A 25,341-nucleotide genomic window follows, 5' to 3' on the forward strand; every position below is an offset into this window, starting at 1 on the left:
TGGGTTTCCTTCCGAGGTGATCGGGGCATTTCCACCCCTGGTGGAATTCGCTGGCACACATCGGGCGGGTTCCGGACGGCCCGAGAAAGTATCAACGCGCAGGGACTGAACGTGTCAGGAGACCACACCCCACTCGACGCGGGCGACCGCCCGCACACGGTCGAGCGGAGCGTCACGCTCCCCCACGCACCCGCCAGCGTGACGGGTGCCAGACAGCGGCTGTGTCGTGACCTGCGGTCCATGGAGATCAGCGAGGACTGCGTGGACGACGCGGCCCTCGTCCTCAGCGAACTCGTCAGCAACGCCCTGCGCCACGCCAGGCCCCTGCCCACCCCGGAGAACCCCGAGGACAGCGTCGGCGTGTCCTGGAGGGCCGAGGTGGACCGCGCGTCGCAGACGTGCGGCTGGGTGGAGATCGCCGTACGCGACGGCGGCTCCAGCACCATGCCCCGGGTGGCGCGGCCCTCCCTGTCCGGCCTGGGCGGCCGGGGCCTGGGTATCGTCCAGTCCCTGTCCGGCCGGTGGGGCACCGAGATCGAGGCGACCACCACCACGGTGTGGGCGGTCCTGGAGATCCCCGCCGAGGGCGCCTCCCACGAGGTGGAGGTCCCGTACCCGGAAACCGCCGCGGACGTCGTCGAACTGCGGGTCCACACCAGCGGGGGCGCGGACGCACGGAGCGCCCTGCTCTGAGGGAGCCCGCTCCGCGGAAGGGTGGGCGGTCCTCTCCGGAGGAACGTCACCGATGTCGCGAAACACCGTCAACGAGGTGGCCCGGGGATGGTGTGGCCGCTACAGTCACGACTGTGGAGTTGAAGATATCAAGCCGATCTCAGGACGACGTCGCGGTGGTAACCGTGGGCGGTGAGATCGACCTGTACACGGCACCCCAGTTGCGCGACGAGCTCATCGGAGCCCTGGAGGACGGGGCACGGCGTCTGGTCGTCGACATGTCGCGGGTGGAGTTCTGCGACTCGACCGGCATCAGCGTGCTGCTCTCCGCCATGAAGCGTTCCCGGGACAAGGGCGGCGACGTGGAACTCGCGGCGCCCAAGTACGCGGTCACCAAGGTCCTGGAGGTGACCGGACTGGACGAGGTGTTCGTGATCCACCCCGACCTCGACGCGCTGCCGGTGGCCGCGGGTACCGGCACCGCCCAGTAGACGGACAGCGCGTGCTGCGGGGGGAGGGCGGCGGACCGGACGAATCCGGGGTCGCCGTGGTGATCGCCGCCAAGGACGAGGCGGTACGCGTGGGTGGCACCGTGCGGGCCGCACGCGCACTGCCCGGGGTGGACCTGGTCGTCGTGGTCGACGACGGTTCCGCCGACCGCACGTCCGACGTCGCGCTCGAAGCCGGGGCCCGTGTCCTCAGGCACAGCCGCAACCGCGGCAAGGGAGCGGCGATGGAGACGGGCGCGGAGGGCGTCCGACTCATCGAGGAGCACGAGGAGCACGGGACCGAGGGCGGGGCGTCCCGCCCCCCGCGTCACCTGCTGTTCCTGGACGCCGACCTGGAGGCGACCGCGGCGGACGCGGCTCCGTTGATCGCACCGGTCACCGGCGGCAAGGCCGACATGACCATCGCGCTCTTCCCCGCCACCCGCATGCGTCTGGGCGGCCACGGCTTCGTGGTGCGGCTCGCGCGCGGCGGCGTCCGCAAGGCCACCGGCTGGGAACCCGAACAGCCCCTCAGCGGCCAGCGCTGCCTGACGCGCGCCGCCTTCGAGGCGGCCAAGCCGCTGGCCGCGGGCTTCGGTGTGGAGACCGGTCTGACCATCGACGTGCTGCGCGCGGGCTTCCGGGTGCTGGAGGTGGAGGTGCCCCTCGAGCACCGGGCCACCGGCACCGACCTGCGCGCGCAGTTGCACCGCGCCCACCAGTTCGCCGACGTGGCGCGGGCCCTCGCGGTGCGCGAGTTCCGGCCCGCGGTCCGGCGCGGATGGGACCGGACGCGGACGCGCACACGCGCGTCAGGAGGGCAACTGTCGCGCAAAGTCGGGCACATGAGTTGGAGAAACCGCACGAAGTGACCCCATGGGTGCAGTCCGTAGCTATACGCTCGCCCTGTGTTCACTACGATTCTGGCTCTGACGGGAATGCTCCTGGGTCTGGGCGCGCTCGCCCTCGGCTGGTACGCGCTGTCCAGAATCCGCGAGGTCGGCAGCGAGTTCCAGGCACTCGCTCACCGGAGGGCGGAGGTCAGCGCCTCGGGCGCGGACCCGCTCGCCGTCCGCGACGTGGCGGTGCTCCACTACGACGCCCTGGAGGAGATGTCCGGCGCCCGCTCCTTCTCCCTGGCCCTGCTCAACAGCGAGGGCGACGGCGTGGTCGTCACCTCCATCAACGGGCGCACCGAGTCGCGCACCTACGCCAAACCCGTGGTGGGCGGGGACTCCGACATCCTGCTCAGCCCGGAGGAACACCGGGTCGTCCGGTCGGCCCGGCTGGGTGAGGGGGTCGGCGCCACCATGACGGCCGGAAGCAGTCCGGCCGGAAGCGGCCTGTTCGGAAGCGGTTCGGCCGGGAACACGTCGGTCGACCCCATGCCACCGGACGTGCGGGTCGCCTCCACCCCGCCGGGCACCGGGGGCGGTCGTACGGAGAAGAGCCGCACGGAGAACGGCGGTGGAGGGACCGGCGGAGGCGCGGAAGGGCACGAGAGCGCGGAGACCACCGCCGCCCAGCGATCCGTATAGCCTGGTGAGTATGCCCAACCGTTACGCCTACCTCGGCCCCGAGGGCACCTTCACCGAAGCCGCACTGCGCGACCTGCGCCCGGAAGCGCCCGCGGCGGCCCGCGTTCCCCGGGAGGGGGTCGCGGCGGTCTTCGGCGCGGTCCGCGCCGGTGAGGTCGACGGCGGCGTCGTCCCCCTGGAGAACTCGGTCGAGGGCGGCGTCACCGCCACCATCGCCGAACTGGTCAACGGCGATCCGCTGCTCATCACCGGGGAGACGGCCGTACCCGTCGAGTTCTCCCTGTTCGCCCGGGGTGGGACGGTCCTGGAGGACGTCAAGCGGGTGGCCACCCACCCCCACGCCCTCGCCCAGTGCCGGGGCTGGCTGGCCCGGAACCTTCCCGAGGCCGACACGCACACCGTCTCCTCCACGGCCGCCGCCGCGCGCGCCGTCGCCGAGCCGGGCGCGCCCTACGACGCGGCCATCTGCGCGGTGATCGCCGGGGAGCGGTACGGCCTGCGTTCCCTGGCCTCCGGGATCGGTGACCACTCCGACGCCGCGACCCGCTTCATCTACCTGTCCCGCCCCGGCGTGCCGCCCGCGCCCACCGGGTCCGACCTGACGTCCCTGGTCGCCTTCATCGCCGACGACCACCCCGGAGCCCTGATCGAGGTGCTCAACCAGTTCGCCGTGCGCGGGGTCAACCTCACCCGGCTGGAGTCGCGCCCCACGGGCGACGGGCTCGGCAGTTACTGCTTCTGCATCGACGCCGAGGGACACGTGGCCGAGGCCCGGGTCGGCGAGGCGCTCATGGGCATCCGGAGGGTGTGCCGGGACGTCCGCTTCCTGGGCAGTTACCCGCGCGGTGGGCGGACCGTCGAGACCGATCCGCCGCTGCGGCCCCGCACGGCCACCGACGCCGACTTCGCCGAGGCCGAACTGTGGCTGGCACGGGTCCGGGCCGGTCAGGTCGACTGAGCGGCCACCGCACGCCCGTGGCGCGGTGACCGTCAGGGTGCACCGACCCGCCCGGTTCGCCGTGACCTCGTACCTGTGGCGAGCCTCGACGGTCGAACCTCGCCAGAAGTACAGGATCAGCGCAGGTCGAAACCCACGCGTCACACCGGCGACGGATCCGGTCAGCTCACCGCGCGCGGTCCCGCTCCGGCGCCCGAACGATCCCCGCGGCGCCGGCGCCCCCGCCCGCGAACGGGCGCTGAGCCGTTTCCACAGCTCGGGGCGCGGTTGTGGAAAAGATGTCGGGGGGACGGGGCCCGGACGGTAACCTGCAAGACGTGATCGACCTTCGCGCTCTTCGAGAAGACCCCGAACGACTCCGTGCCTCGCAGCGGGCCCGCGGGGAGGATTCCTCCGTCGTCGACCAGCTGCTCGGGCTCGACGCCGACCGCCGCGCCGCGCTGTCCCGGTTCGAGACCCTGCGCGCCGAGCAGAAGAGCGTGGGCAAGTCCGTCTCCAAGGCCTCCCCCGAGGAGCGCGAGGAGCTCCTGACCAGGGCCAAGGCGCTGGCCGCCGAGGTCAAGGAGGCCGAGGCGGAGGCCGGCCGCCTCGCCGACGAGCTGGACACCGTCCTGGGCGGCGTGCCCAACCTCGTGGAGGAGGGCGCGCCCGAGGGCGGCGTGGACGACTTCAGGGTCATGGAGACCGTCGGCACCCCGCGCTCGTTCGACTTCACCCCGCGCGACCACCTGGAGCTGGGCGAGATGCTCGGCGCCATCGACATGGAGCGCGGCGCCAAGGTCTCCGGGGCCCGGTTCTACTTCCTCACCGGCGTGGGCGCCCAGCTGGAGCTGGCGCTGCTCAACATGGCGATGAACCAGGCCGTCCAGGCGGGCTTCACACCGATGATCCCGCCGGTGCTGGTCCGGCCCGAGACCATGGAGGGCACCGGGTTCCTCGGCTCGCACGCCGACGAGGTCTACCACCTGCCCGCGGACGACCTCTACCTCGTGGGCACCTCCGAGGTGCCGCTGGCCGGGTACCACTCGGGGGAGATCCTGCCCGCCGACGCCCTGCCCAACCGCTACATCGGCTGGTCGCCGTGCTTCCGCCGCGAGGCGGGCTCCTACGGCAAGGACACCCGCGGCGTCATCCGCGTCCACCAGTTCAACAAGGTGGAGATGTTCGTTTACACCCACCCGGACCAGGCGCACGAGGAGCACGGGCGGCTGCTCGCCTGGGAGCGGGAGATGCTGGACAAGCTGGAACTGCCCTACCGCGTGGTGGACATCGCCGGCGGTGACCTGGGTACCAGCGCCGCCCGCAAGTACGACTGCGAGGCGTGGGTCCCCACCCAGGAGACCTACCGCGAGCTGACCTCCACCTCCAACTGCACCGAGTTCCAGGCCCGCCGACTCAACGTGCGCTTCCGGGGAGAGGACGGCAAGCCGCGCTTCGCCGCCACCCTGAACGGCACGCTGGCCACCACCCGGTGGATCGTGGCCATCCTGGAGAACCACCAGCGCGAGGACGGCTCCGTGGTGGTCCCCGAGGCGCTGCGCCCCTACCTGGGCCGTGACGTCCTGGAGCCGGTCAGCGGGAGGAAGTAGGCCGCCGAACGCCCGGCCGCATCCGGCCACCCGTGACACGAGGGAGCCCGCCCCCACCGGGAGCGGGCTCCTTCGTCGTGCGCGTTACAGGTACGGCCCCGAGCCGTGCGGCTCCTCGCCGGGGCCACCGGGGACGCCGCCGGGGCCCTGGCCCTGGAGACCGGCGACGCCGGGCGGCAGGGCCTTGCGCATGTTCTCCAGCTGGGCGCGGGCCGCCATCTGCTGGGCGAACAGGGTCGTCTGGATGCCGTGGAACAGGCCCTCCAGCCATCCCACCAGCTGCGCCTGCGCGATACGCAACTCGGCGTCACTGGGCGCCGAACCCTCGGCGAACGGCAGGGGCAGCCGCTCCAGCTCCTCGATGAGCTCGGGCGCCAGACCGTCCTCCAGCTCCTTGATGGACGAGGTGTGGATCTCCTTGAGCCTGGCCCGGCTCGCCTCGTCCAGCGGAGCGGCCTTCACCTCGTCCAGGAGCTGGCGGATCATGCTGCCGATCCGCATCACCTTTGCGGGCTGCTCCACCATGTCGGCGAGGGTGCGGGGCTCCTCCGAACCCTCATCGTCGGTCACGCCGTTCTCCTCGGCTCCCATGACCAGTACCCGGGACTGCTCGTCCCGGTCGTCTGCGCTGCTCATCAGTCCCCTTACGTGGATGTCGTCGGCACGCCGTCAGAGGGTGAGAAGGATCTTGCCGGTGTGCGCGCTCGATTCCATGACGCGGTGCGCCTCCGCCGCGTTCCGCATCGGGATCGAACGGTCGACGACGGGGCGGATGGTTCCATTTTCTACCAACGGCCACACCTGCTCGAGTACTCCCGCGACGATGGCCGCCTTCTCGTCCAGGGGACGGGAACGGAGGGTCGTCGCGTGGACGGAGAGCCTTTTGGCGAGCATACGACCCAGGTCGGCCTCGGCCCGGCGCCCGCCCATCAGCGCGATGATCACCAGACGGCCGTTCGTGGCCAGTGAGCGCAGGTTGGGGTCCAGGTAGGCGCCGCCCATGATGTCGAGGACGAGGTCGGCACCGCCCTCCGCGCGCATGCGCTCGGCGAAGTCCTCCTCCTTGTAGTTGATGAGGATCTCCGCGCCCAGCGCGCGGCAGCGCTCCAGTTTCTCCTGGCTGCCCGCCGTGACCGCCACCCGTGCGCCCAGGGCACGGGCGAACTGGACGGCGAAGGTACCGATGCCACTGCCGCCGCCGTGGACCAGGACGGTCTCCCCCGCGCGCAGGCCGCCGACCATCACCAGGTTGGACCACACGGTGCAGGCCACCTCGGGCAGCGCGGCGGCCTCCACCAGGTCGACGCCCTCGGGCACCGGCAGCAGCTGGCCCACCGGCACGGAGACCCTCTCGGCGTAGCCGCCCCCGGACAGCAGGGCGCACACGGGGTCGCCGACGGACCAGCCCGAGTCCTCGGTGCCGGGGCCGAGCGCCGCGACGGTGCCCGAGCACTCCAGCCCGGGGTACTCGGAGGCTCCGGGCGGCGGCGCGTAGTTGCCCTGGCGCTGGGCGACGTCGGCCCGGTTGGCCGCGCTGGCGGCCACGTCCACCAGGACCTCTCCCTGGCCGGGGACTGGGTCGGAAACCTCGGACCAGGCCAGGGCCTCGGGGCCGCCCGGTTCGGTGATACGGATCGCGTGCATGAGCCAGACAGTACCCGGGGAGGCTCCACGGCAAGCAACGGATCGCTCCGTCCACCCGTCCGATGCTTCGGAGGTGCTGGGCGGGTAAGAGTGAACCCAGGGAGCGGATCCCGTCTCTTCCCCGCTGGGGTATCCCTCCCACCACAGCACACCCCCTTGAAGCAGGAGAACTCCGGTGGCACACCAGGAACAGAACGGGTCGGGTCAGGGCTCGGAGGCGGGCTCCGGACCCGAGGCCGAGGAGCACGTCGAACCGGGCGCCTCGGAGGGTGGCCCGGAGGAGTTCGAGGAGGCCGCCACCGTGCGGGGTTCGGTGGCGCCCGCGCCCTCTCCCCGCGAGCAGTGGTTCGGCGGGTTCGAGGGGGAGGCGCCGCCTCCGCCTCCCTACGCCCGCATGCCCGAGGACACCCCGTTCCCGCTGCCGCCGGGGTCGGGACCGCGGGAGGCGGCCCCGGCGGACGGTGCCGGGGACACCGGTGGGGAGGTCGGGGGAGAGGCGGAGCCGGAGGTGCCCGAGGGGCCGGAAGCCTCCGTGTTCCGTGAGGTTCCCGAGGTGGCGGAATCCCCCGGCGCCACGGAGGACTCCGACGGCTCTGAGAACTCAGACGCCTCCGACGACTCCGAGGACGAGGTGAGGGGTGCCACCGTCCGCCTGATGCCGGGGGCCTCGCGCAGGCGCCCGCAACGCCCCGGACGCCCCCAGCGACAGCGCCTCCAACGCCCCGCCCGGCCGGGCGGGGAGGATCCGTTGGCGCCCCGCAGGTCGCGCCGCGACTCCGACGTGCCCGAACCCGAGCAGTTGCCTCCCTTGGAGACCGAACGCGACGGTCCGCTCGCGGGGCCGTCGGGACCGGTGTCGGGACCGCGTCCGGGGCCCGCCCAGGAAACCGATCCGGACCAGGGGCCGGGGCCCGTCCGGGGAACGGACCCCGGCCAGGAGACCAACCCCGAACGGGGGACGGGACCGGCGACCGGGACGGAACCGGGGTCTCCGCCGGGAGGGGGGCACCCGGCACCCGGCGTTCCTCCGGCGCCAGCGCCGGGCGAGCCCTCCCGGCCGGTACCGCCCCATGCCCCCGAACCGCCGCCCGCGCTCACCGGACCGCGCGCGGACCTCGCGCCGCCACCGGCCGCACCGGCGTCCTCCGGCCCGCCCGTCCAACGGCGCACCGACCAGGACCGGCAGACCTCCGACGCGCTCAACGCCGCCACCCTCGTGCGCAACCGGCGGCAGGGTCCGAGCGGAGGGTGGCGCCGTGCCGTGCACACCGCCACCCTGGGCCTGATCAACCCGGGGGAGTCCGCCAAGGTCCTGCGCGAACGCGAGCTGGTGGCCCGCGCCAGTACGCCCGTGGCGTCCGGGCACCACCGTGTGGCCGTGCTCAGCCTCAAGGGCGGGGTCGGCAAGACGACCACCACGGTCGCCCTCGGCGCCACGCTGGCGTCCCTGCGCGGCGACCGGGTACTCGCGGTGGACGCCAACCCCGACCGGGGCACGCTGTCGGACAAGGTGCGGCTGGAGACCGCCGCGACCATCCGCGACCTGCTCAACGAGCGCCACCTGGTGTCGCGCTACGCCGACATCCGCGGGTTCACCTCCCAGGCGCCCAGCCGCCTGGAGATCCTGGCCTCCGACCGCGACCCCGCGGTCTCCGAGGCGTTCAGCGACGCCGACTACCGGGAGGTCTCCCGGATCGTCGAGCACTTCTACTCCATCTGCATCACCGACTGCGGCACCGGCCTCCTGCACTCGGCGATGCGCGGGGTGCTGGGGCTGGCCGACCAGGTGGTCCTGGTCAGCTCAGCGTCCGTGGACGGGGCGCGCAGCGCCAGCGCCACCCTGGACTGGCTGGAGGCGCACGGCCACGGTGCGCTCGTCGGCAACGCCGTGGTGGTCCTGTCGATGGTGCGGTCCAACAGCAAGAGCAGCGTGGACCTCAACAGGCTGGAGGAGCACTTCGCCGGTCGCTGCCGCGACGTGGTGCGGGTTCCTTGGGACGGTCACCTGGAGGAGGGTGCGGAGGTGGACCTGGAACAGCTCGCACCCGCCACACGGGACGCCTACCTCCAACTGGCCGCGACCGTCGGGGAGGCGTTCGCCCGGCGGGGGTGAGGTGGGGCCGGAGACGGCACACCGGCCCTNACCCGCCACACGGGACGCCTACCTCCAACTGGCCGCGACCGTCGGGGAGGCGTTCGCCCGGCGGGGGGGAGGTGGGGCCGGAGACGGCACACCGGCCCTCCCACTGTTTTCCCGGGGCCGCTTCCGGACAGGGGAGGAGTGAGGGAAAGGGGGCCGTGATGGACGAACGGGAACGCCCGCCCGCGGTCGTGATCGGCCTGGACGGTACACCCGCCTCCCACGCCGCCCTGGTCTGGGCGACGGAGGAGGCCGCCAGGCGCGGTGTCCAGCTGCGGATCGTGCACGGCGTGGGGACGCCGGTGGTGACCGGTGCCCACGGCGCGTCCGGCCGCGCGACCGTCGAGGACCTGCGGGAGGCGGGACACGACCTGCTCACCGCCGGTGCCGCGTACGCGGACCAGGCGCGACCCGAGGTGGACGTGGCGACCGTCCTGGCGCCGGAGGACGCGCCCGCGGCCCTGCTCGACGAGGCCCTGCCCGAGGACGTCATCGTGGTGGGGACGCGCGGTCTGGGCGGGGTCCGGGCGATCATGCTCGGCTCGGTCAGCGTGCGCGCCTCCTCCGAAGCGCCCTGCCCCGTGGTGGTCGTCCCGCACGTGGAGAACCCGCCGCCGCACCGGGGGCGTGTCGTGGTGGGTGTGGACGGTTCCGATTCCTCCCGCCGGGCGCTCCGGTTCGCCCTGCACGAGGCCCTGGTGAGCGGGTCGGAGGTCGTGGTGGTCAACAGCTGGGAGATGCCGCTGCCCGCGGACGCCGAGTCCCTGACCGCGGACGCCCGCCTCCTGCACGAGGACATGTTCGACCGCCAGTCCGAGGAGGTGGTCGCGGGGCTGCTCGCGGAGGTGGTCGACGACCGGACCGAGCACCTGGAGATCACGGCGCTCCGGACGCAGTCCAACCCGGTGGACGCCCTTCTGGAGGCCGGGCAGGACGCGGACCTGCTGGTGGTGGGATCGCGCGGGCGCGGAGGGGTCCGGGGGCTGGTGATGGGCTCGGTCAGCCAGGGGGTGTTGCGGCACGCTCGTGTGCCCGTCGCCGTCCTGCCGCCGCACTCCGGAGACGAGTGATGCGGTGCGTCCCCGCGCCGTTGCCGGGGGCGACCGCCTTTCGCGGTGATGATGGACCGCAGTGCTAAGGGGGAAACCATGCCAAGCAACGAGGAGCATTCGGCCAGGGTCGTGGTCGGGGTCGACGGTTCCGACCACTCGCGTGCGGCGCTGGAGTGGGCGGCGGCCGAGGCCGTCCGCAGGAGGGTGCCGCTCCGGATCGTCCACGCGCTGGGGATGCCGCTGATCGTGTCCGCGAACGCCGGATACGCCCGCTTCGACCCCACCGAGGAGATCTCCGGCCAGGCCGACGAGGTGTTGACCAGCGCCGCGGAGCATGCGAGGCGTGTTCAGCCGTCGGTGGTCGTGGAGACCGAGACCGCGATGGAGGAGCCGCCGCTGGCGCTGCTGAGCCACAGTCGGGTGCACGACCTCATCGTGGTCGGTACGCGGGGGCTGGGCGCGTTCGCGTCCGTGTTCGTGGGTTCGGTCAGTGTCCGCGTGGCCGCGCAGGCGCCGTGTCCGGTCGTGGTGGTGCCCTCGCACGGTCCCAGCCCCGAGACCACCTCCCTTCGGCGGATCGTGGTCGGGGTGGACGGTTCCCCGAACTCGCGCCGGGCGCTGCGCCTGGCCGTGGACCTGACACGGGAGAGCAACGGTGAGCTCGTCGTGGTCAACAGCTGGGAGGTGCCCTACCCGTACGACCCGGTCGCGATGACCGCGATGGGTTACGAGCCCCAGGAGAAGCTGTTCGACCGCAGGTCCGAGGAGCTGGTGGGCGAGATGCTGGTCGAGGCCACCGGCAGGCGGCGCGAGGACCTCGACATCGAGGTCAGCGTGGTGCGTACGCAGGACAGTCCGGTGAACGCGCTGCTGCGTGCCGCCGAGGCCACCGAGGACGCGCCGCGCGCCGACGCGATCGTCGTGGGCTCCCGGGGGCGGGGGACCGTGCGCGGGCTGCTCCTGGGTTCGGTCGGCCAGGGCGTACTGCACCACTCCGAGGTTCCGGTGGTGATCCTCCCGCACCACGCCGGAGAGGAGGAGTAGGGGCGCCCGTGCGGGCGCCCCGGGGATCAGGTGTCCCGCGAGTACTCCAGGCAGAAGGGGTGACCGGCGGGGTCGGCGTAGACCCGGAACAGGTCACCGGGGTCGTCCTCCGCGACCGCGAGTCTGCTGGCCCCGAGCGCCAGCACGCGTTCCTCCGCCGCCTCGATGTCCTCCACCCAGACGTCGAGGTGCATCTGCTGGGGCCGCTCGGGGTCCGGCCAGGCGGGGGGCTTGTGGTCGGGTGCGCGCTGGAAGGCGACCTGCGGCCACCCCTCGCCGAGGACCACCCACTGTCGGCTCCGCCTGGTCACGGGCAACCCGAGCAGTTCGGCGTAGAAGTCCGCGAGCGCGTCGGGGTCGGGGCAGTCGATGGCGATGGTGTGCAGTCGTCCGATCATGTGCCGCATACTGCCCAGCCACGCGGAAACGATGCGCCGACATGTCGACACGTCGCCGAAGCGCCCCCGGGCCAGCCCACTGGTTCGTGAAGCTACTTCCGGAACGTGCCGCGCTGGGGCACCGTGGACACGGGTTCCTCCTCCACGAGCACCGCGATGGCACGCCGCACCGTGGACCGCTGCCAGAGCCCTGGCGGTTGGTCGGGTAGCGGCCGGGCACAGTCCGGATCGCCGAGCAGTGCCTGTGGGCGGAAGTCGTATCGGTGGCCGTCGGGGCTCACCATGAAGTCATCCGGTCGGCTGTAGGAAGGTGCTCGAAGCGAGACTCCAGCAGTTCGGTGCCGCCGTAACGCACGCTTACGGGACGTGCTTCTCTCCGGTGGGAGGGGTGGGCCCACGAGATCGCCTCGAACGCCGTCGCCGCTCCCATGCGGCCCAGCCGAACAGGACGGCGAAGTACAGCCCCGCCCAGACGAAAGCCCACGCGGCGCTCACGTAGCTGAGCAGGAGCGTTCCCGCCAGGTAGGGAACGCCGAAACCCACAACGGCGCTCCATCGGATCAGCGGCACCGGAGCCCTTCGTTCAGCGATGGTTCTCACGCTGGTTCTGGTTCCCGGAGGAGTTCTGCGACCGGCCGCGCCCCGACCAGAACCAGTGGGCGGCCAGCGGAGCCACGAGGCCCCCGGCAAGCCCTCCCAGCCCAGTCGCGATCCCCGGCGCCCAGTCGGTCAGGAGGGCCAGTGGCAGGGAGATCATCAGAACGACGGGAACGCTCACCCCGATGATCGTGATGACGTAACGCCAGCCGAGGGGGTTCATGCGCTGGCTCCTTGCTCCACAGTTGAGTTCGGTTGGGTAGGTGGCTGATCTCCTGCTTCGTCCAACACGTACGAGTGGAGGTTGCCCCGGTGGCCTTCGGAGCTCACCGTTGAGTCATCCGGTCGGCTGTCATGAAGGTGCTCGAAGCGCGTTTCCAGAAGATCGACGGCCTCGTGTAGACGCAGGTGGCCGAACTTCTCACGGATCGCCTGAATGGCCTGGATGTTCTGTCCGTCCAGGATCAGCCGGTCGATGCTGCGCCACTCCTCAGGCAAGGTGCCTCCAGCTTTCCCGACGCCGTGCGTACTGACCTCGCAGCGTTTGACCGCGCTCTTTCAGGAGCTCGGACGCTGGTGACCGTTCGATCAGGTTCGTGGGGTTCTCAAGATGGGCGCGACGCAGGGAGAGGTGGACCCACGGGCGCTGCTCCGTCCCTACCCGGAACACGACGGCGGTCAGCTCGGCCCCGACCTCGGGAAAGTACGGGTCGTCAGCCCGCCCGCCTTCCGGGGAGTCGATGCGTACCGCGTCGACGGATGAGCCCGTGCCCTCGTGTCCGACCACCCGGGTCGTCACGCCCCAGGGCTGATGGCTCGTGACCCGGACGCGGACGAGGTCACCCGGTGAGAGGCCGACCGCCTCGTTCTTCACACACGTCCCTTCTCTCGCCAGCGCACTGCTGAGGGCCTCCCTTGAACCGCATGGACCGCTGCCCCTGACACAGTCTTGGGCCACAAGGTACCGAGCCGAGGCGCCCGGAGACGCTGGAAGATGGCCCCAACGAGACCCGGCCTGGACCAGATGCTGCCCCTTCGTGATCTTGTGAAGTCACACCACACGAAGGGGCACGACTGTCCCTCTCAGAACTGGAGGGGACCGGACTCGTAGCTGTCCATGGCAGGGGTCGGTTCGTCGAAGAAGTCGAAACGGACGCAGGTTAGCGTGGTACATGTGAGGCATGTCCACGGGGCGCGGGAGCCGCTCCATCACCCGCTCCTCAGCGCTGCTGACGGCGCCGGTACGAAACGTAGAGAGGCGGTTGGCCGCATCCGGAACGACATGATCACGCCGGGTCGGAGCTACCGGTATGTGGGTCCTGCCGAACTGAAGACGATGGTCCGCCCCGGCGATGAAGGGCGGCGGGTTCACTCCGCGGATGACTTCGATGCCTGGGCCGCCGCACGTTCAGCGGACGAGTGGGCGGAACCGTTCACCTTCGTCGTCGATACCGAGGGTGCCCTACGGCTGGCACCGCGGCGCAGCGAACACGTGGCGTGTGCCGGTGGCGGGCGAGTACTGAGCGCTGGCGAGATCGGTTTCTTCCGCAGGGGCGATCGTTGGGTGGTCCACGAGATCAGTAACCAGTCGACGGGTTACTGTCCGGATGCCGACTCGTGGCCCGCCGTCGCCGAAGCCCTGGATCGCATCGGATTGGAACGCCCCTGCGGGTTCACGTACGAGTTCGTCTTCCGCCGTTGTACCTGGTGCCAGGAACGCAACATCGTGCGTGAAGGCGAGTTCGTCTGCGTCTTCTGCGGAGACGAACTGCCCGAGCGCTGGAATGTGGACTCGGAGAACGACGGTGAGGTCACTTCCTCAGGCCAGCGCTAACCGATGTGGGTGGGGCCTCCGCTGAGGAAGTGGTCCACGCGCACACGCATGGACCGGTCCATGCGGTACTCGGTCAGCTTGTCCTTGGGTACCCAGACGACTTCCTTGGACTCGTCGCTCGGTGTGGGCTCACCCGACATCGGACGTGCGGTGAAGGCGATGGAGAACTCCTGTCGGGCCTCACCGTCGTTGGTGTAGTAGATGATGTGCTTCGGGTCGCTGTAGATGCCCACGATTCCGGTGATCTCACACGTCACCCCCGTCTCCTCCAGGGTTTCCCGAACGGCGGACTGCGGTACCGACTCGCCCAGGTCAAGGGTGCCACCGGGCACGGCCCAGTTGTCGTTGTCGGTACGACGGATCATCAGTACTTCGTTGCACTCGTTGACCACGAACACGTTCACCGACGGGACGAGACTGTTCGCCGCTGGGGCCTCGGGGTCGTCGTAGTAGTCGATCCTCCTGCCTGTGGACCTTTCCTCAACTGAATGCGTCACATAGTCCAAGGCTCGGTTGATCCGCTGAGAGACGTGCTCAGAGGAGACACCCAGGTTTTCGAGTACGCGTGATGCTGCGTTGTGCTGCTCGTGCAACAGGCCGGAGAGTAGGTGTTCCGTGCCTATGGCGTTGTGTGACCGCTCGGTAGCCGCGTGTAGGGCTCCCATGAAGGCGGTCTTGGCATCCACGTGGAAGGGCCGATGTTTTGGCCGAAACCAGGTTCCCCGCTCACCGATCCTGGCCACTGCCGCCCGAGCCGTCGCGTAGTCGACATTGAAGAACTTCAGGGTCTGAGCGGCGATGCCTTCACGTTCCCCGATGATCCCGAGAAGCAGGTGTTCGGTCCCGATGTAGCTGTGCTTGAGCCTCTTCGCCTCGTGCTCTGCCAGGCCGACCACCTGCCGGGCCTGGGGTGTGTATCTTTCGAACATGGCCATCAGTCTCGCATCAGTCAAGCGGAGTGCCCTGGTCCCAGGCCTCCCCGACCGATGACGACATGGCCGACGCCTACGTGCTGAGCTTTGGGAAACTTCTGGATCCGCCACAGAAGAAGGCCGCCATGTTGTCTTGGTTTTCGACCAGTGATTTTACCTTATCGATATACAAAATGTGGTGCTCGTGTCTGACTCCGTCCGTCCGATCGCCGGTTCCCGGGTCGCCTTGGTGGCTCAGTTCCCGGTCACCGTGAATGGCACGGTAGACGCGTCGCTGCAACTCTTTGCAGGCCGAAGTCTTGCCATTTCCGTAAACTCCTTCGATCAGATTACTCCTCACGCACATTGCTGGATCCTGCAAGAATATAAGAGTTGATATGCAGGGTTGTGCGGAAGAAGACTGAAAATCTATCGCTGGCCCGGAGAGACGCTGCCCCGCTGGGCGATCTGCCGGTTCCCGAACCCGTCGGCCGACCACGGAACCAGCCGGTCCCCTGCGCTCACCGTCCGCGACCAAAGAGCCAGCTCCAGCGTTTCGCGGTCACCACCACGTGAATGTGTGGTTTTTAACCAAGGTCCTGATGCCTACCTGGCTGGACTGAGGCGTACTCCGTTGTGGGCTCGGATGTGTGGTGTGCCCGACGTGAGTGCGTCCAGAAGTCGCACGGAATAGACCTCGACCATATGCTTCTCGACCTCATCTGGCATGAGCCACTCGACGGTGGTCGCCTCCGAGGTGGCTCGCTCTGTGCCCCCGCACGGTTTACAGCGGAAGACCAGGGCGACGATTCCGCGGGCCATGTTCTTGTAGACGCCCGTGAGCTGTTCCACCTCGACGCGGATGCCGGTCTCCTCCAAGACCTCGCGGACAACACCCTCCTCGGGGGTCTCGTCCAACTCCAGCACGCCGCCGGGTGGCTCCCAGTTGCCGTTGTCCCTGCGCTTGATCACCAGCATCCGCCCGTCCTCGCGGATGACGGCTCCCGCCACGGACACGGAGTGCAACGGCGTTGACGGCTTGTCTCCGGTGCTGTTACTCATGTGCAGGAGCATAGGAGGAACAGAAGGACTATGGCGAGCACTGTAGGGGCGCGGTCCGGCAAGCCCCGGTACCTCCAGATCGCGGACGACATCGAAGAGCAGATCAGAGCCGGGTGCCTGGCTCCCGCCGAGGAGATTCCAAGCGAGACCGCGCTGATGGAGCGTTACGGCGTCTCCTCAGGCACGGTGCGCAAAGCCGTGGCCCAGCTCCGCACGACCGGCCTGGTGGAAACGTTTCAGGGCAAGGGCTCGTTCGTGAAGTCCCGACCTCCCGTCACCCGTAAGTCATCGGACCGCTTCCGGCGCTCCCACCGCCGTGCGGGCAAGGCGGCCTATATCGCGGAGACCGAACAGGCCGGGGTCAAGCCCACCGTTCAGGTCCTTTCCATTGGACCCGTCCCCGCTCCCGCCGAGATCGCTGAGCGCCTGGGCGTGGACGAGGGCGACAAGGTCCTTGCACGCCGCCGCCTCTACTTCAGCGACGGCACCCCCACCGAGGAAGCGACGTCCTATCTGCCGTGGGACGTGGCGCGGGACATCCCCGAACTCTTCGAGGAGAACCCCGGCGGCGGTGGCATCTACGCCCGGCTGGAAGAGCACGGTCACGAGTTCGCCGAGTACACCGAGACCGTGCGGGCGCGTCTGGCCACCAAGCAGGAGGCGAGCGCACTGAGCCTGAGTCCCGGCTCCGCGATCATCCACCTGACGCGCAACGCCGCGACGACGGTCGGCCGTGTGGTGGAGGTGTGCGACACGATCATGGCCGCTGACCAGTTCGTACTTGACTACCGGATCCCCGCCACGGACTGAGGTGCATGGCTACTGGCGCCGTAGAGCGGCTTCTTTGCTCCACAGGGTTGACTCATGTACATGAGTAAGGCAACCTAATCTCGCTACTCCTATACATGAGTGGATAGGCTGCTCCCATGTATAAGGGATGGCTTGCGGTGCAGACGCAACCTCCACAGACAACAGACCCCCGCGATGCGGGCTAGGCATCCGGGGGCGCGGTCAACCTGATGAAAGCAGGCAGACAAGTGCACATCGTAACGGCCTTGGTGGCCGTCATCCTCCGATGCCTTCGCCCGTCGCGGGGGCTCCACGCGGCGCCGCGTGTCCTCGCTCGCGAGGTGCGTGCTGAGGCCCGCAGGTGCCGCGCCTCCCGGGTGCGTCGCTACGCCGCCGATCCCGGAACCGTCGCCAGCGGGCCGGTTTCCTCGACTCTCCCGGTTCCGGCTCCGCGCCCGGCTCCCGACGACACCCGGCATGAGCGGCTGCCCGTGGTCGACCCGCCGGAAGCCCTTGTTCGCGGCTACTACGTGGCTCACGAGGTTCGGCAGCGAAGGCAGTTGGTCGGTGACGTCCTGATGGGTCTGGGGGCGGTCGCATGAGCACGCCGATTCCATGGAGTGTCCTCGACCCGGACGTGGCCACGGAGCTGTACGACTCCCTGTCCGAGGCGCTCCGGGCCCGCCCCCGCCACGCCGGTGAGGCCTACTCGGCCCTGCGCGAGGCCGACCGGCTGTTGTCGTCGCTGGACGCACACCTGCGCGCGGGCGGGCTGTTGCCCGAACCCTGGCGATCGGACAGGTAGCGGCTGAACACGGAGAAGGGCCGGTGGCCCGGGAGTCGCTGGTCGTGACGTCCCGGGCCACCGGCCCCGGTTTCTGCGGAGGGTGTGGGATTTGAACCCACGAAGTCCCGTCAAGGACTTGGTGCTTTTCAAGAGCACTGCACTCGGCCGCTATGCGAACCCTCCCCGCGGAGAGGAACTCTCCGCCAGTCATGGTAGCCCACGACCATCGGCCCTCGCCGCCCGCCCGGAACCTCCGGCCGAGTTCGTCCGAAGCAGGGGGCATTGTCGTCGCCGCTGGGTACGTTGTCGTGGACGACAGCGCTACGAGGAGGCCTCACCGTGAAACTTCGAGTGGACCGCGACGCGTTCGCCGAGGCGGTCGCCTGGACGGCCCGGGCCCTGCCCTCCCGGCCCGCCGTCCCGGTGCTCGCGGGGATCCGGCTGGAGCTCTCCCCCGACGGCGCCTCCCTGCACCTGTCCGGCTTCGACTACGAGGTCTCCACCCGCGCCTCGGTCGAGGTCCTCTCCGAGGAGTCCGGCGCGGCACTGGTCCCCGGCCGCCTCCTGGCCGAGATCGTGCGCAACCTCCCCTCCGGCTCCGTGCACATCGACACCGACGGCCCCAAACTGCGCATCGTCGGCGGGGCTGCGCGCTTCACCCTCATCACCATGCCGCTGGAGGACTACCCCACCCTGCCCGGCATGCCCGGCAGGGTCGGTTCCGTCGCCGCGGACACCTTCGCCGCGGCCGTGCGCCAGGTGACCCCGGCGGCCAGCCGCGACGACACCCTGCCCATGCTCACCGGCGCCTACCTCGACTTCACCGGCGACACCCTGAGCGTGGTCGCCACCGACCGCTACCGCATCGCCGTGCGCGACCTGTGGTGGAGCCCCGACGACCCGGGCCTGGACGTGGCCGCCCTGGTCCCCGCGCGCACCCTCAACGACACCGTCCGCGGCCTGGTCACCCGGTCCAACGTGGACATCGCGCTGTCCACGGTCAGCGGAGGCGAGGGCGTCAGCCTCTCCCCGGGCGAGGGCATGATCGGCTTCGAGAACGGCGAGCGCCGCACCACCACCCGGCTGATCGACAGCGAGTTCGTCAAGTACGCCGCCTGGTTCCCCAAGGAGTTCTCCGCGCGCGCCGAGGTGGCCGTGGCGCCGCTGGCGGAGGCGGTCAAGCGCGTCGCGCTGGTCGCCGACCGCAACACCCCGCTGCGGCTGGCCTTCTCCGGGAACGAGGTCGTGCTGGAGGCGGGCTCGGGTGAGGACGCCCAGGCCATGGAGGCGATCGAGGTGGGGTACGAGGGTGATCCGCTGCGGCTGGCCTTCCGCCCCGACTACCTCATGGACGGGTTGTCGGGTGTGGAGACCGACACCGCCCACCTCAACTTCACCGAACCGACCAAACCCGCGGTGTTCACCGACGTGCCGGTCAAGGAAGGTGAGAAGCCGTCCTTCCGCTACCTGGTTCAGCCTTTGCGGGTGTCCTGAACAAGAGTTTTGGTCCCTTTCTCTACCGTGCCGCCACGTTATCCACAGAGTTATCCACAGGCGGGCGTTCTGCCTGTGGATAACCCGGGGTAATCACCCTCAGGAACACGCGAACCGCCCCTGTGGAACTCTCGCATTTCCCCTCTGACATGCGAGAACAGCCACGGGGGCGGTTCTGTGCACAGCCTGTGGACAACTTCGCGGAGAAGGCCTACTCGCCCTCGCCCAACGAGGACGAACCGCCGCTTCCCACCGGCGTGTCCAGGCCCAGTTCGGCCTGGCGCCCCCGCCGATAACCCGCCCGGTACCCCGCCGCGCTGTGCGTGCGCTCGGGCCGGTGCTTGCGCAGCTGCGGGAACTGCTTCTGGAACTCCTCGCTCACCCGCTGCACGTCGTCCCGCAACACCAGCTCCGCGCCGCGCCCGGAGTCCACGCCCTCACCGGAACCGCCCGAGCCGCCCGGCGAGGCCATCTCCTGCAACCGCGCCCGGAACTCCCGGATCCGCTCGGCCACCGCCTGCCCGTACGCGCGCACGAACGACCGGTAGTAGCGCTTGCGCTCGGTCTCCAGCTCCGAGCGCGTGTAGTTGCGCAGCTCCCGGATGTCCGCCACGTGGGACGAACTCATGAACTTCGCCGACGCCTCCATCTGCATGGAGATCGACGGCAGCAGCATCCGCAGCGCGTCCAGCGCGCTCACCGTGCCCACGAGGATGATGAGGCGGTCGGTGTTCTCGGAGGTGTTCCCCCGCACCGCGGACTGGCACCCGTAGGCGGCGGCGATGTCGGCCAGCGCCCGCACCCGCGCCTTGCCGTGGCCACCCACCCCCGGGACGGTGTAGTCCATGCGGTTGATCGCGTCCGGCTCCTCGCCCCTCTCGGCGCGGGCCTCGGCCTCCGCGATCGCGTGGCGGGTCATCAGCTCGGCTGCCTTGGCGGTGAACGCCTGGCTCTCGGCATCAGTAACCGCGGGGTCCTCCGCCATGCGGAGGAGCCCGCGGACCCGCTCGACCATCTTCTGACGAGCAGATTCAGTCATCGGCGCCCGGTCGTCTCCCTAGGTGAGTGTCTGGCCTCCCGCCGAAGGCGGAAAACACCGAGCCTAGGCGTTCTTGTTCCCGACCACCATCGCAATGAGGCCCACGGTGACCCAGATCGCCGCAGCGACGAAGAGCCCACCGAACAGTCCGCCGATGATCGCGCCGCTGAAGATGCTGACGAGGGCGTAGCCCGCACCGCCGATTCCGGCCGGCACGGCCGCGTACCGGAACGGGTAGGTGGACGCGTAGCGCTTGCCCCGGCGGTCGGCCTTCTTACTGATCATGCCGCCCACGCCGCCGACCAGCGCGAAGAAGACCACCGCGGCGGTCAGGCCCGAGGCGATGGCGCCCAGGCCCGAACCCAGGTTCAGGAGGAAGAAGAGGGCACCACCGGCCGCGCCGCCCAGCACGGAGGTGGTCCAGGGCCAGATCATCGTCGCCGAGGCGACGGGAGTGAATGAGTTACCCCGCTCCAGTGTCATGTCCGCTGCTCCAGTCGAATGGCGTGACGACCGCTCTTCACCGGGCCGTCCCCTCCAGCATGCAGGTCCGGGGCCCGGAGCGCATCAGGGTTCCGTCCCTGACATTCCCCCGAGTCCGCCTCCCGACGAGCGCCCCGCCGGGACACCGCCGGGACGCCGCCGCCCGTCCGGGGAGGACGACGGGAGGGCCCGCACAGGGTTCAACGTTCAACCGGTCGTGGAAGTGCCCGGGCCGTGGCCGTTGTGCGAGGAGGAGGACGCGGAGGTCAGTTCCGCGTGCAGGTACGGCCATGCGGAGCGGAACGCGGGCAGCAGGGGGAGGGCGGCCGCGGAGTCCACCGGCACCCACCGGATCTCCTGGCTCTCGGAGTTGCCCGGACGGAACGGCGTCAGCGTCGGCAGCCTCGCCATGAACGTGTCGTAGCGCCACACGGTCAGGTCCTGCTCGTGGACGCCCAGCAGGGTGTACTCGCCCAGGTCCCCGTGGACCTCCTCACGGAACTCGCGGACGGCGGCCTCCAGGGGCGTCTCGTCCCGGTCCCGGGCGCCGCCGGGGATGCCCCAGGTGCCGCCCATGTGGGTCCAGCCCGCCCGGTGCTGGAGCAGCACGTGTCCGTCGCCCGCCGCGTCGACGGCGTACAGCAGTAGACCCGCCGCGCCGTACAGCCCCCACCTACGGGAACCGTCCGGCAGGCTCACCCAGCCGTTCCCGTCGCCCTTCAGCATCACGTCCTCCAACTCCGCGCCGGACCCGGTGCCGTCTTCGACACACTCTGTAGAACCTACGGCCCGTCCACCGACTTCCGCAGCCCCCGGTGTACGTGCCCGATCTCGCAGGCACCACCGAGCCTCCGCCGTCGTATGTCGGCGCGGCCGACGCGGAGAACCCAAGAGGGCCATGGGGGCGAAGGTCACAAAGCGTCCCGAGGCGCTCGGAGAAGGCAGACGGCCGGTCGTCCGTGCCGTCTGGGGGCGGAGTTCCCGGAGCACGCCCACAATCGCTTTCCGTGACGACTCGTGTGTGCACGAATCCGAAAAGCAGGGGAACGGGCGTGTTTACTCTGTTCGTTTCTCGGAAGATTGTGGTGAGTGCGGTGCCGTCCCCACCGGAGGGGGTCTCCCTGGTCGTGGCCCTCCCCGGAGCGGTCGGACGTCGGGCGCGGGCGTCTCTGACTGTCCGCAACCGGCCAATCACTGGCCAGTCGGGGGCCTCGGAGGCAATGATGACGCGGCCCCGCAACCACCGCCGCCACACCGGTTTCAGAGCTGAAAGAAGACTGAAAGCGGAGTGGAAGAGGATCTCTCTAGTGTGGAACACGTTCGACGCGATCGGACCCGCGAGAGGACGGCTCGCGGGTCCGGCACAGTGCGACGTTCGTTGGACACATGGCCACCCGTGGTGTGCTTTGAGGCGGAACCCGCCACGGGTGGCTCGTCCGCCGGAGGGCGGGTCCCCTGATGCTTCGTAGACGACGTAGAGCCACGCTGCGGCTCTATGCGAGTGCTGTGAGACGAGGAGTTCGAGTGCCGAAGATGCTGACCGTGGACGAGGAGTTCGAGGCGATCGTCGCCGACGTCTCCCGGGACGTGCGTGCTGACAAGATGCAGCCCTACCAGGAGCCGGACCCGTCGAAGCCGGCCCCGTCCGCTCCGCCCGTGGAGAGCTCTCCCGAAGAGGAGAAGCCGGCCGAGGAGAAGTAGGGCCTTTCCGGGTAGTCCAACGGATACTCCGAGTACCTGTGTGGAGGGGGGTACTCGGAGCCGTTGGCGTGTCCGCATTCCCTATTTCACGGCAATGGCCCTTGCTAGGGTTGCTGCTTGTGGAATTCGGCGTGCTTGGCCCCATCACCGTCTGGTCCGACGGCCGACCCGTCCCGGTCGGCGGTCCGCGCCAGCGCTGTGTGCTGGGTGCGCTGTTGGTACATCTGGGCCGTGAGGTCACCATCGACCAACTCATCGGCTATCTCTGGAGCGACGATCCGCCCCGCACAGCGCGGTCCGTCATCCAGGTCCAGATCTCCCACCTACGTCGGACCTTTCCGGACACCATCGCCACGACCCCCGGCGGTTACACCCTCGACGTCGACCCGGACTCCGTCGACCTGCACCGGTTCCGCAAGCTTCGGGACAGGGCCACGGCGGCCGAGCCCAAGGCGGCCGTCGAACTGCTGGAGCAGGCGCTGGAGTGCTGGCGCGGAGTGCCCTTCTCGGGTGTCGGCTCGGAGTACCTGGACCACTCCGTCGTCACACCCCTGAAGGAGGAGCGCTGGTCCTGCGTCATCGCCTGGGCCACGTGCGCTCTGGAACTGGGACGGCACTCCGACGTGGTCTCCCGACTGACGTCCCTGGTCAGTGAGGAACCCTTCGGGGAGCGCCTGCACCATCTGCTCATCACGGCCCTGTGGCGTGACAACGAGCGTGCCAGGGCGCTCGCCGTCTACGAGGAGTTCCGGAACCGGCTGGCCGACGAGTTGGGCGTCGATCCCGGCCCGGAACTGGCCACCCTGCACACCCGGATCCTCCAGGAGGACTTTCCCGCGGAAGAGACGCAGGACGCGTCCACGGGAGGGCCGGAGACGCACTTCGTCATGCGCAACGACCTCCCCCGCGACCTCCCCGACTTCACCGGACGCCAGGAATCCCTGCGTCAGCTGGACGAGGTGGCCCGCACGGGGGAGGGGCGGGCCCAGGTCTGCGTCATCACGGGCAGCGGTGGTGAGGGGAAGACGACGACCGCGGTCCGTTTCGGTTACGAGGCGGCCAAGCGCTATCCCGACGGACAGTTGTTCATCGATCTGTACGGCTACACCACGGACAGGGAACCGCTCGACGCCGCTTCCGCTCTCGGTGCCCTGCTGCGTGCCGTCGGGGTTGAGCCCGAGGCCGTGCCCGAGTCCCTGGACGAGAGGTCGGCACTGTGGCGGGCCACTCTCATGGGGCGCAGGGTCCTGGTCATCCTCGACAACGCCCTGAGTTACGCCCAGGTCAGCCCGCTCCTGCCGTCCTCTCCCGGTTCGATGACCCTCATCACGACCCGCAACGAACTCTCGGGGCTCAGCGGTGCCCGCTTCCTCTCTCTCGGGGTGTTCGACGAGCAGTCCTCCCTGGAGCTGCTCGGACGCGTCCTCGGGGACGAACGCGTACGGAGCGAACCCGAACAGGCGCGCGAGATCATCCGGATCTGCGGTGGTCTTCCCCTGGCCCTACGCGTGGTCGCGGGACGCATGCTCAGCCGCCCCAGATGGTCGTTCGCCCACGTTGCCCGGCGGCTCGGAGAGCAGAACCGGAGGTTCCGGGAACTCCAGGTGGAGGGGCAGAGCGTCGAGGCCGCCATCGACCTGTCCTTCCAGAGCCTCAACCGGCACCAGAGCCGGGCCTTCCTCCTACTGGGACTGATGATCGGCAGCACGGTCGACCTGGGCGGTGCGGCCTCCCTCCTGGACATGTCCGTGGAGGACGCCGACGACATCCTCCAGGAACTGGTCGGGGTGTGCCTGCTGGAGGAACCCCAGGGAGACGTCTACCGTCTACACGACCTGATCGGCGCCTTCTCACGTGACCGCGCCGCCGTGGTCCTGAACGCCGAGGAGATCGACGCGGCCAGGCTGCGCCTCGCGGAGCAGTACATGGCGACCGCCCAGCACGCCGCCGATCTCATGGGCCCGCGCGCGCACGATGACGAGATCGGCGTGAGCCAGGGTTACCGCACGGAACTGGCGGGGCGGGAGGACGCCGAGAACTGGTTCACCCTGCACCAGGACAACCTGGCGGACACGATCGAGTACTTCGCCTCACACGACAACGGAGAGTACGCCTGGCGGATGGCCGACGCGGTGTGGCGTTTCTACGCTCTCCACGGCCAGATGGGCCTCCTGATCAGCTCCCACCAGCGGGCACTCCAGATCAGTGACAAGCAGGGAAACCGGCGCGGACGAGCGGTGACACTCATCGGGCTGGGCATCGCCCACTGTCTCTCGGGGCGCTTCGACGAATCGCTCGCCCTGCTCACGGAGGCCCGTGACCTGTTGACCTCGATCGGCGACAGCAGGGGGATCATCCGAGCTCTGGCCAACCTGGGGATGGTCTACGAGCGGGTCGGACGCCTGGCGGACGCCGCCGAAGCCATCCAGGGTGTGCTGGACTTCGCGATCCAACTGGAGGACACCCGGTTGGAAGCGTTGCAGTGGGGCAACCTCGCCGTCCTGAAACAGACACTCGGGGTGTACGCGGAGGCGCTGCACTGCGCCCAGCAGGCCATGGAGAAGGCCGTGGGCGAGGGGCAGAAGGTGACCAGGTCCCACGCCAAGCGCGTCATGGGAGAGGCCCGGACCGGACTGGGTGAGTTGGAAGCCGCGTCCCAGGACCTGAGCGAGGCCCTGGAACTGTCCCTGGAACTGCACCTGGTGGGAAACCAGGTCTACATCCACAACTCCCTGGGCCTGACCCACCGGGCCGCGGGGCGCTGGGAGCAGGCGATCGCGTCCCACACCACGGCTCTGGAACTGGCCGAGGAGCACGGGCGTCGCAGCGGCGACGCCGAGATCCGGGCCGACCTGGGAATGACCTACGCGGCGGCCGGCCGCCACGACGAGGCCGTCGCCGAACTGGAGAAGGCCCACGCCATCGCGGTCGAGCGCAGCGAGCGCTACATGGTCGGTCGTGCCGCGCTCGCGCTCGGGCGACTGCCCGCGCCGACCATGCCGGTGGACCGTGCGCGCGACTTCCTCCGCGAGGCGGAGGAGATCTTCACCGAACTGGGCCTGGCCGAGGCCGACCAGGCCAGGGAGGCCCTGGAGAACCTCCCCCCACCCCCCGGGTGACG

General features: G+C 69.8%; 28 protein-coding genes, 1 tRNA gene and 1 pseudogene. 15 read left to right on the plus strand and 15 right to left on the minus strand.

The genetic code is table 11. The features are described 5' to 3' along the window. Window positions 1-111 precede the first annotated feature (111 nt). From D455_RS0124005 to serS, 6 genes are all read left to right on the plus strand, one after another. Window positions 112-693 carry an ATP-binding protein gene (locus tag D455_RS0124005; protein ID WP_017573227.1) on the plus strand — a complete coding sequence of 194 codons (582 nt, stop codon included), beginning with the start codon at window positions 112-114 and terminating at the stop codon, window positions 691-693. A 113-nt stretch (window positions 694-806) separates the two neighbouring features. Continuing rightward, a complete protein-coding gene (locus D455_RS0124010; RefSeq protein ID WP_193789459.1) occupies window positions 807-1,163 on the plus strand; it encodes an STAS domain-containing protein in 357 nt (118 codons plus the stop codon). A gap of 11 nt (window positions 1,164-1,174) precedes the next feature. Further along, on the plus strand, window positions 1,175-2,032 hold the full coding sequence (locus D455_RS0124015) for a glycosyltransferase (protein ID WP_017573229.1): 858 nt from the start codon (window positions 1,175-1,177) through the stop codon (window positions 2,030-2,032). A 36-nt stretch (window positions 2,033-2,068) separates the two neighbouring features. Further along, window positions 2,069-2,698, plus strand: coding sequence for a DUF4446 family protein (locus D455_RS35615; protein ID WP_083922410.1), 630 nt, complete (start codon window positions 2,069-2,071; stop codon window positions 2,696-2,698). Between the two features lie 10 nt (window positions 2,699-2,708). Next, on the plus strand, window positions 2,709-3,656 hold the full coding sequence (gene pheA, locus D455_RS0124025) for a prephenate dehydratase (RefSeq protein WP_017573231.1): 948 nt from the start codon (window positions 2,709-2,711) through the stop codon (window positions 3,654-3,656). Window positions 3,657-3,973: 317 nt separating this feature from the next. Next, complete coding sequence (gene serS, locus D455_RS0124030) at window positions 3,974-5,245, plus strand: serine--tRNA ligase (RefSeq protein WP_017573232.1); 1,272 nt, start codon at window positions 3,974-3,976, stop codon at window positions 5,243-5,245. Window positions 5,246-5,329: 84 nt separating this feature from the next. On the opposite strand, the gene D455_RS0124035 is transcribed toward serS, so the two are convergent. Both D455_RS0124035 and D455_RS0124040 read right to left on the minus strand, forming a co-directional pair. Further along, on the minus strand, window positions 5,330-5,881 hold the full coding sequence (locus tag D455_RS0124035) for a bacterial proteasome activator family protein (RefSeq protein ID WP_017573233.1): 552 nt from the start codon (window positions 5,879-5,881) through the stop codon (window positions 5,330-5,332). Window positions 5,882-5,914: 33 nt separating this feature from the next. Next, window positions 5,915-6,889 carry an NAD(P)H-quinone oxidoreductase gene (locus D455_RS0124040; protein WP_017573234.1) on the minus strand — a complete coding sequence of 325 codons (975 nt, stop codon included), beginning with the start codon at window positions 6,887-6,889 and terminating at the stop codon, window positions 5,915-5,917. Window positions 6,890-7,064: 175 nt separating this feature from the next. On the opposite strand from D455_RS0124040, the gene D455_RS35955 reads away from it, so the two are divergent. The 3 genes from D455_RS35955 to D455_RS0124055 all read left to right on the plus strand — a co-directional run bounded on the left by D455_RS35955 (window position 7,065) and on the right by D455_RS0124055 (window position 11,125). Then, complete coding sequence (locus D455_RS35955) at window positions 7,065-9,002, plus strand: nucleotide-binding protein (RefSeq protein WP_017573235.1); 1,938 nt, start codon at window positions 7,065-7,067, stop codon at window positions 9,000-9,002. A gap of 188 nt (window positions 9,003-9,190) precedes the next feature. After that, window positions 9,191-10,099, plus strand: coding sequence for a universal stress protein (locus D455_RS0124050; protein WP_017573236.1), 909 nt, complete (start codon window positions 9,191-9,193; stop codon window positions 10,097-10,099). 78 nt (window positions 10,100-10,177) lie between these two features. Then, a complete protein-coding gene (locus tag D455_RS0124055; RefSeq protein WP_040685090.1) occupies window positions 10,178-11,125 on the plus strand; it encodes a universal stress protein in 948 nt (315 codons plus the stop codon). A gap of 26 nt (window positions 11,126-11,151) precedes the next feature. Here D455_RS0124055 and D455_RS0124060 read toward each other — a convergent pair whose 3' ends face one another. The 6 genes from D455_RS0124060 to D455_RS31560 all read right to left on the minus strand — a co-directional run bounded on the left by D455_RS0124060 (window position 11,152) and on the right by D455_RS31560 (window position 12,994). Further along, window positions 11,152-11,523 carry a VOC family protein gene (locus D455_RS0124060; RefSeq protein WP_026122926.1) on the minus strand — a complete coding sequence of 124 codons (372 nt, stop codon included), beginning with the start codon at window positions 11,521-11,523 and terminating at the stop codon, window positions 11,152-11,154. A 92-nt stretch (window positions 11,524-11,615) separates the two neighbouring features. Further along, window positions 11,616-11,807, minus strand: coding sequence for a helix-turn-helix domain-containing protein (locus tag D455_RS0124065; protein WP_026122927.1), 192 nt, complete (start codon window positions 11,805-11,807; stop codon window positions 11,616-11,618). A 73-nt stretch (window positions 11,808-11,880) separates the two neighbouring features. After that, the gene (locus D455_RS0124070; RefSeq protein WP_026122928.1) at window positions 11,881-12,066 is read right to left on the minus strand and encodes a hypothetical protein; all 186 of its coding nucleotides are present in this window, start codon (window positions 12,064-12,066) and stop codon (window positions 11,881-11,883) included. A gap of 40 nt (window positions 12,067-12,106) precedes the next feature. After that, the gene (locus D455_RS0124075) at window positions 12,107-12,343 is read right to left on the minus strand and encodes a hypothetical protein (protein WP_017573239.1); all 237 of its coding nucleotides are present in this window, start codon (window positions 12,341-12,343) and stop codon (window positions 12,107-12,109) included. Then, window positions 12,340-12,618 carry a hypothetical protein gene (locus tag D455_RS34765; protein WP_051064703.1) on the minus strand — a complete coding sequence of 93 codons (279 nt, stop codon included), beginning with the start codon at window positions 12,616-12,618 and terminating at the stop codon, window positions 12,340-12,342. Before D455_RS34765 ends, D455_RS0124075 begins: the two co-directional genes overlap by 4 nt. Next, window positions 12,611-12,994 (minus strand): hypothetical protein, encoded by a 384-nt coding sequence (locus D455_RS31560; protein ID WP_017573240.1) that lies wholly within the window; start codon window positions 12,992-12,994, stop codon window positions 12,611-12,613. Before D455_RS31560 ends, D455_RS34765 begins: the two co-directional genes overlap by 8 nt. 408 nt (window positions 12,995-13,402) lie before the next feature. On the opposite strand from D455_RS31560, the gene D455_RS0124090 reads away from it, so the two are divergent. Then, window positions 13,403-13,954: a hypothetical protein gene (locus tag D455_RS0124090; protein ID WP_026122929.1), complete on the plus strand. Its 552-nt coding sequence runs from the start codon at window positions 13,403-13,405 to the stop codon at window positions 13,952-13,954. Here D455_RS0124090 and D455_RS35625 read toward each other — a convergent pair. The 3 genes and pseudogenes from D455_RS35625 to D455_RS0124100 form a co-directional block, all read right to left on the minus strand. Beyond that, window positions 13,951-14,412, minus strand: coding sequence for an NUDIX hydrolase (locus D455_RS35625; protein ID WP_026122930.1), 462 nt, complete (start codon window positions 14,410-14,412; stop codon window positions 13,951-13,953). The genes D455_RS0124090 and D455_RS35625 overlap by 4 nt on opposite strands. A gap of 57 nt (window positions 14,413-14,469) precedes the next feature. Further along, a pseudogene (locus tag D455_RS35630) lies at window positions 14,470-14,889 on the minus strand (Clp protease N-terminal domain-containing protein); the annotation flags it as partial. A 582-nt stretch (window positions 14,890-15,471) separates the two neighbouring features. Next, window positions 15,472-15,927: an NUDIX hydrolase gene (locus D455_RS0124100; protein WP_241480357.1), complete on the minus strand. Its 456-nt coding sequence runs from the start codon at window positions 15,925-15,927 to the stop codon at window positions 15,472-15,474. A 30-nt stretch (window positions 15,928-15,957) separates the two neighbouring features. Here D455_RS0124100 and D455_RS0124105 point away from each other — a divergent pair, with 30 nt between their 5' ends. Continuing rightward, window positions 15,958-16,737, plus strand: a complete 780-nt coding sequence (locus D455_RS0124105; protein ID WP_017573244.1) for a GntR family transcriptional regulator — start codon at window positions 15,958-15,960, stop codon at window positions 16,735-16,737. 577 nt (window positions 16,738-17,314) lie between these two features. Further along, the gene (locus D455_RS0124115) at window positions 17,315-17,521 is read left to right on the plus strand and encodes a hypothetical protein (RefSeq protein ID WP_026122932.1); all 207 of its coding nucleotides are present in this window, start codon (window positions 17,315-17,317) and stop codon (window positions 17,519-17,521) included. A gap of 76 nt (window positions 17,522-17,597) precedes the next feature. Here D455_RS0124115 and D455_RS0124120 read toward each other — a convergent pair. Beyond that, window positions 17,598-17,686 (minus strand) — tRNA-Ser (locus D455_RS0124120). A gap of 168 nt (window positions 17,687-17,854) precedes the next feature. Here D455_RS0124120 and dnaN point away from each other — a divergent pair. After that, complete coding sequence (dnaN, locus tag D455_RS0124125; RefSeq protein WP_017573246.1) at window positions 17,855-18,997, plus strand: DNA polymerase III subunit beta; 1,143 nt, start codon at window positions 17,855-17,857, stop codon at window positions 18,995-18,997. Between the two features lie 211 nt (window positions 18,998-19,208). Here dnaN and D455_RS0124130 read toward each other — a convergent pair whose 3' ends face one another. The 3 genes from D455_RS0124130 to D455_RS0124140 all read right to left on the minus strand — a co-directional run bounded on the left by D455_RS0124130 (window position 19,209) and on the right by D455_RS0124140 (window position 21,245). Continuing rightward, the gene (locus D455_RS0124130) at window positions 19,209-20,012 is read right to left on the minus strand and encodes a DUF2786 domain-containing protein (RefSeq protein ID WP_017573247.1); all 804 of its coding nucleotides are present in this window, start codon (window positions 20,010-20,012) and stop codon (window positions 19,209-19,211) included. 87 nt (window positions 20,013-20,099) lie between these two features. Further along, entirely contained in the window at window positions 20,100-20,519 is a 420-nt protein-coding gene (locus D455_RS0124135) for a hypothetical protein (protein ID WP_017573248.1), read from the minus strand. A gap of 207 nt (window positions 20,520-20,726) precedes the next feature. Further along, on the minus strand, window positions 20,727-21,245 hold the full coding sequence (locus D455_RS0124140; protein WP_017573249.1) for an NUDIX hydrolase: 519 nt from the start codon (window positions 21,243-21,245) through the stop codon (window positions 20,727-20,729). Window positions 21,246-22,043: 798 nt separating this feature from the next. Between D455_RS0124140 and D455_RS34640 the strand changes: the two genes are divergently transcribed. Further along, window positions 22,044-22,220 carry a hypothetical protein gene (locus tag D455_RS34640; RefSeq protein ID WP_017573250.1) on the plus strand — a complete coding sequence of 59 codons (177 nt, stop codon included), beginning with the start codon at window positions 22,044-22,046 and terminating at the stop codon, window positions 22,218-22,220. 200 nt (window positions 22,221-22,420) lie between these two features. Then, the gene (locus D455_RS0124150; RefSeq protein ID WP_026122933.1) at window positions 22,421-25,339 is read left to right on the plus strand and encodes a BTAD domain-containing putative transcriptional regulator; all 2,919 of its coding nucleotides are present in this window, start codon (window positions 22,421-22,423) and stop codon (window positions 25,337-25,339) included. The last annotated feature ends 2 nt before the right edge of the window (window positions 25,340-25,341 follow it).

The sequence above is a fragment of the Nocardiopsis halotolerans DSM 44410 genome, from assembly GCF_000341065.1.
GTDB classification, from domain to species: Bacteria; Actinomycetota; Actinomycetes; order Streptosporangiales; family Streptosporangiaceae; genus Nocardiopsis; species Nocardiopsis halotolerans.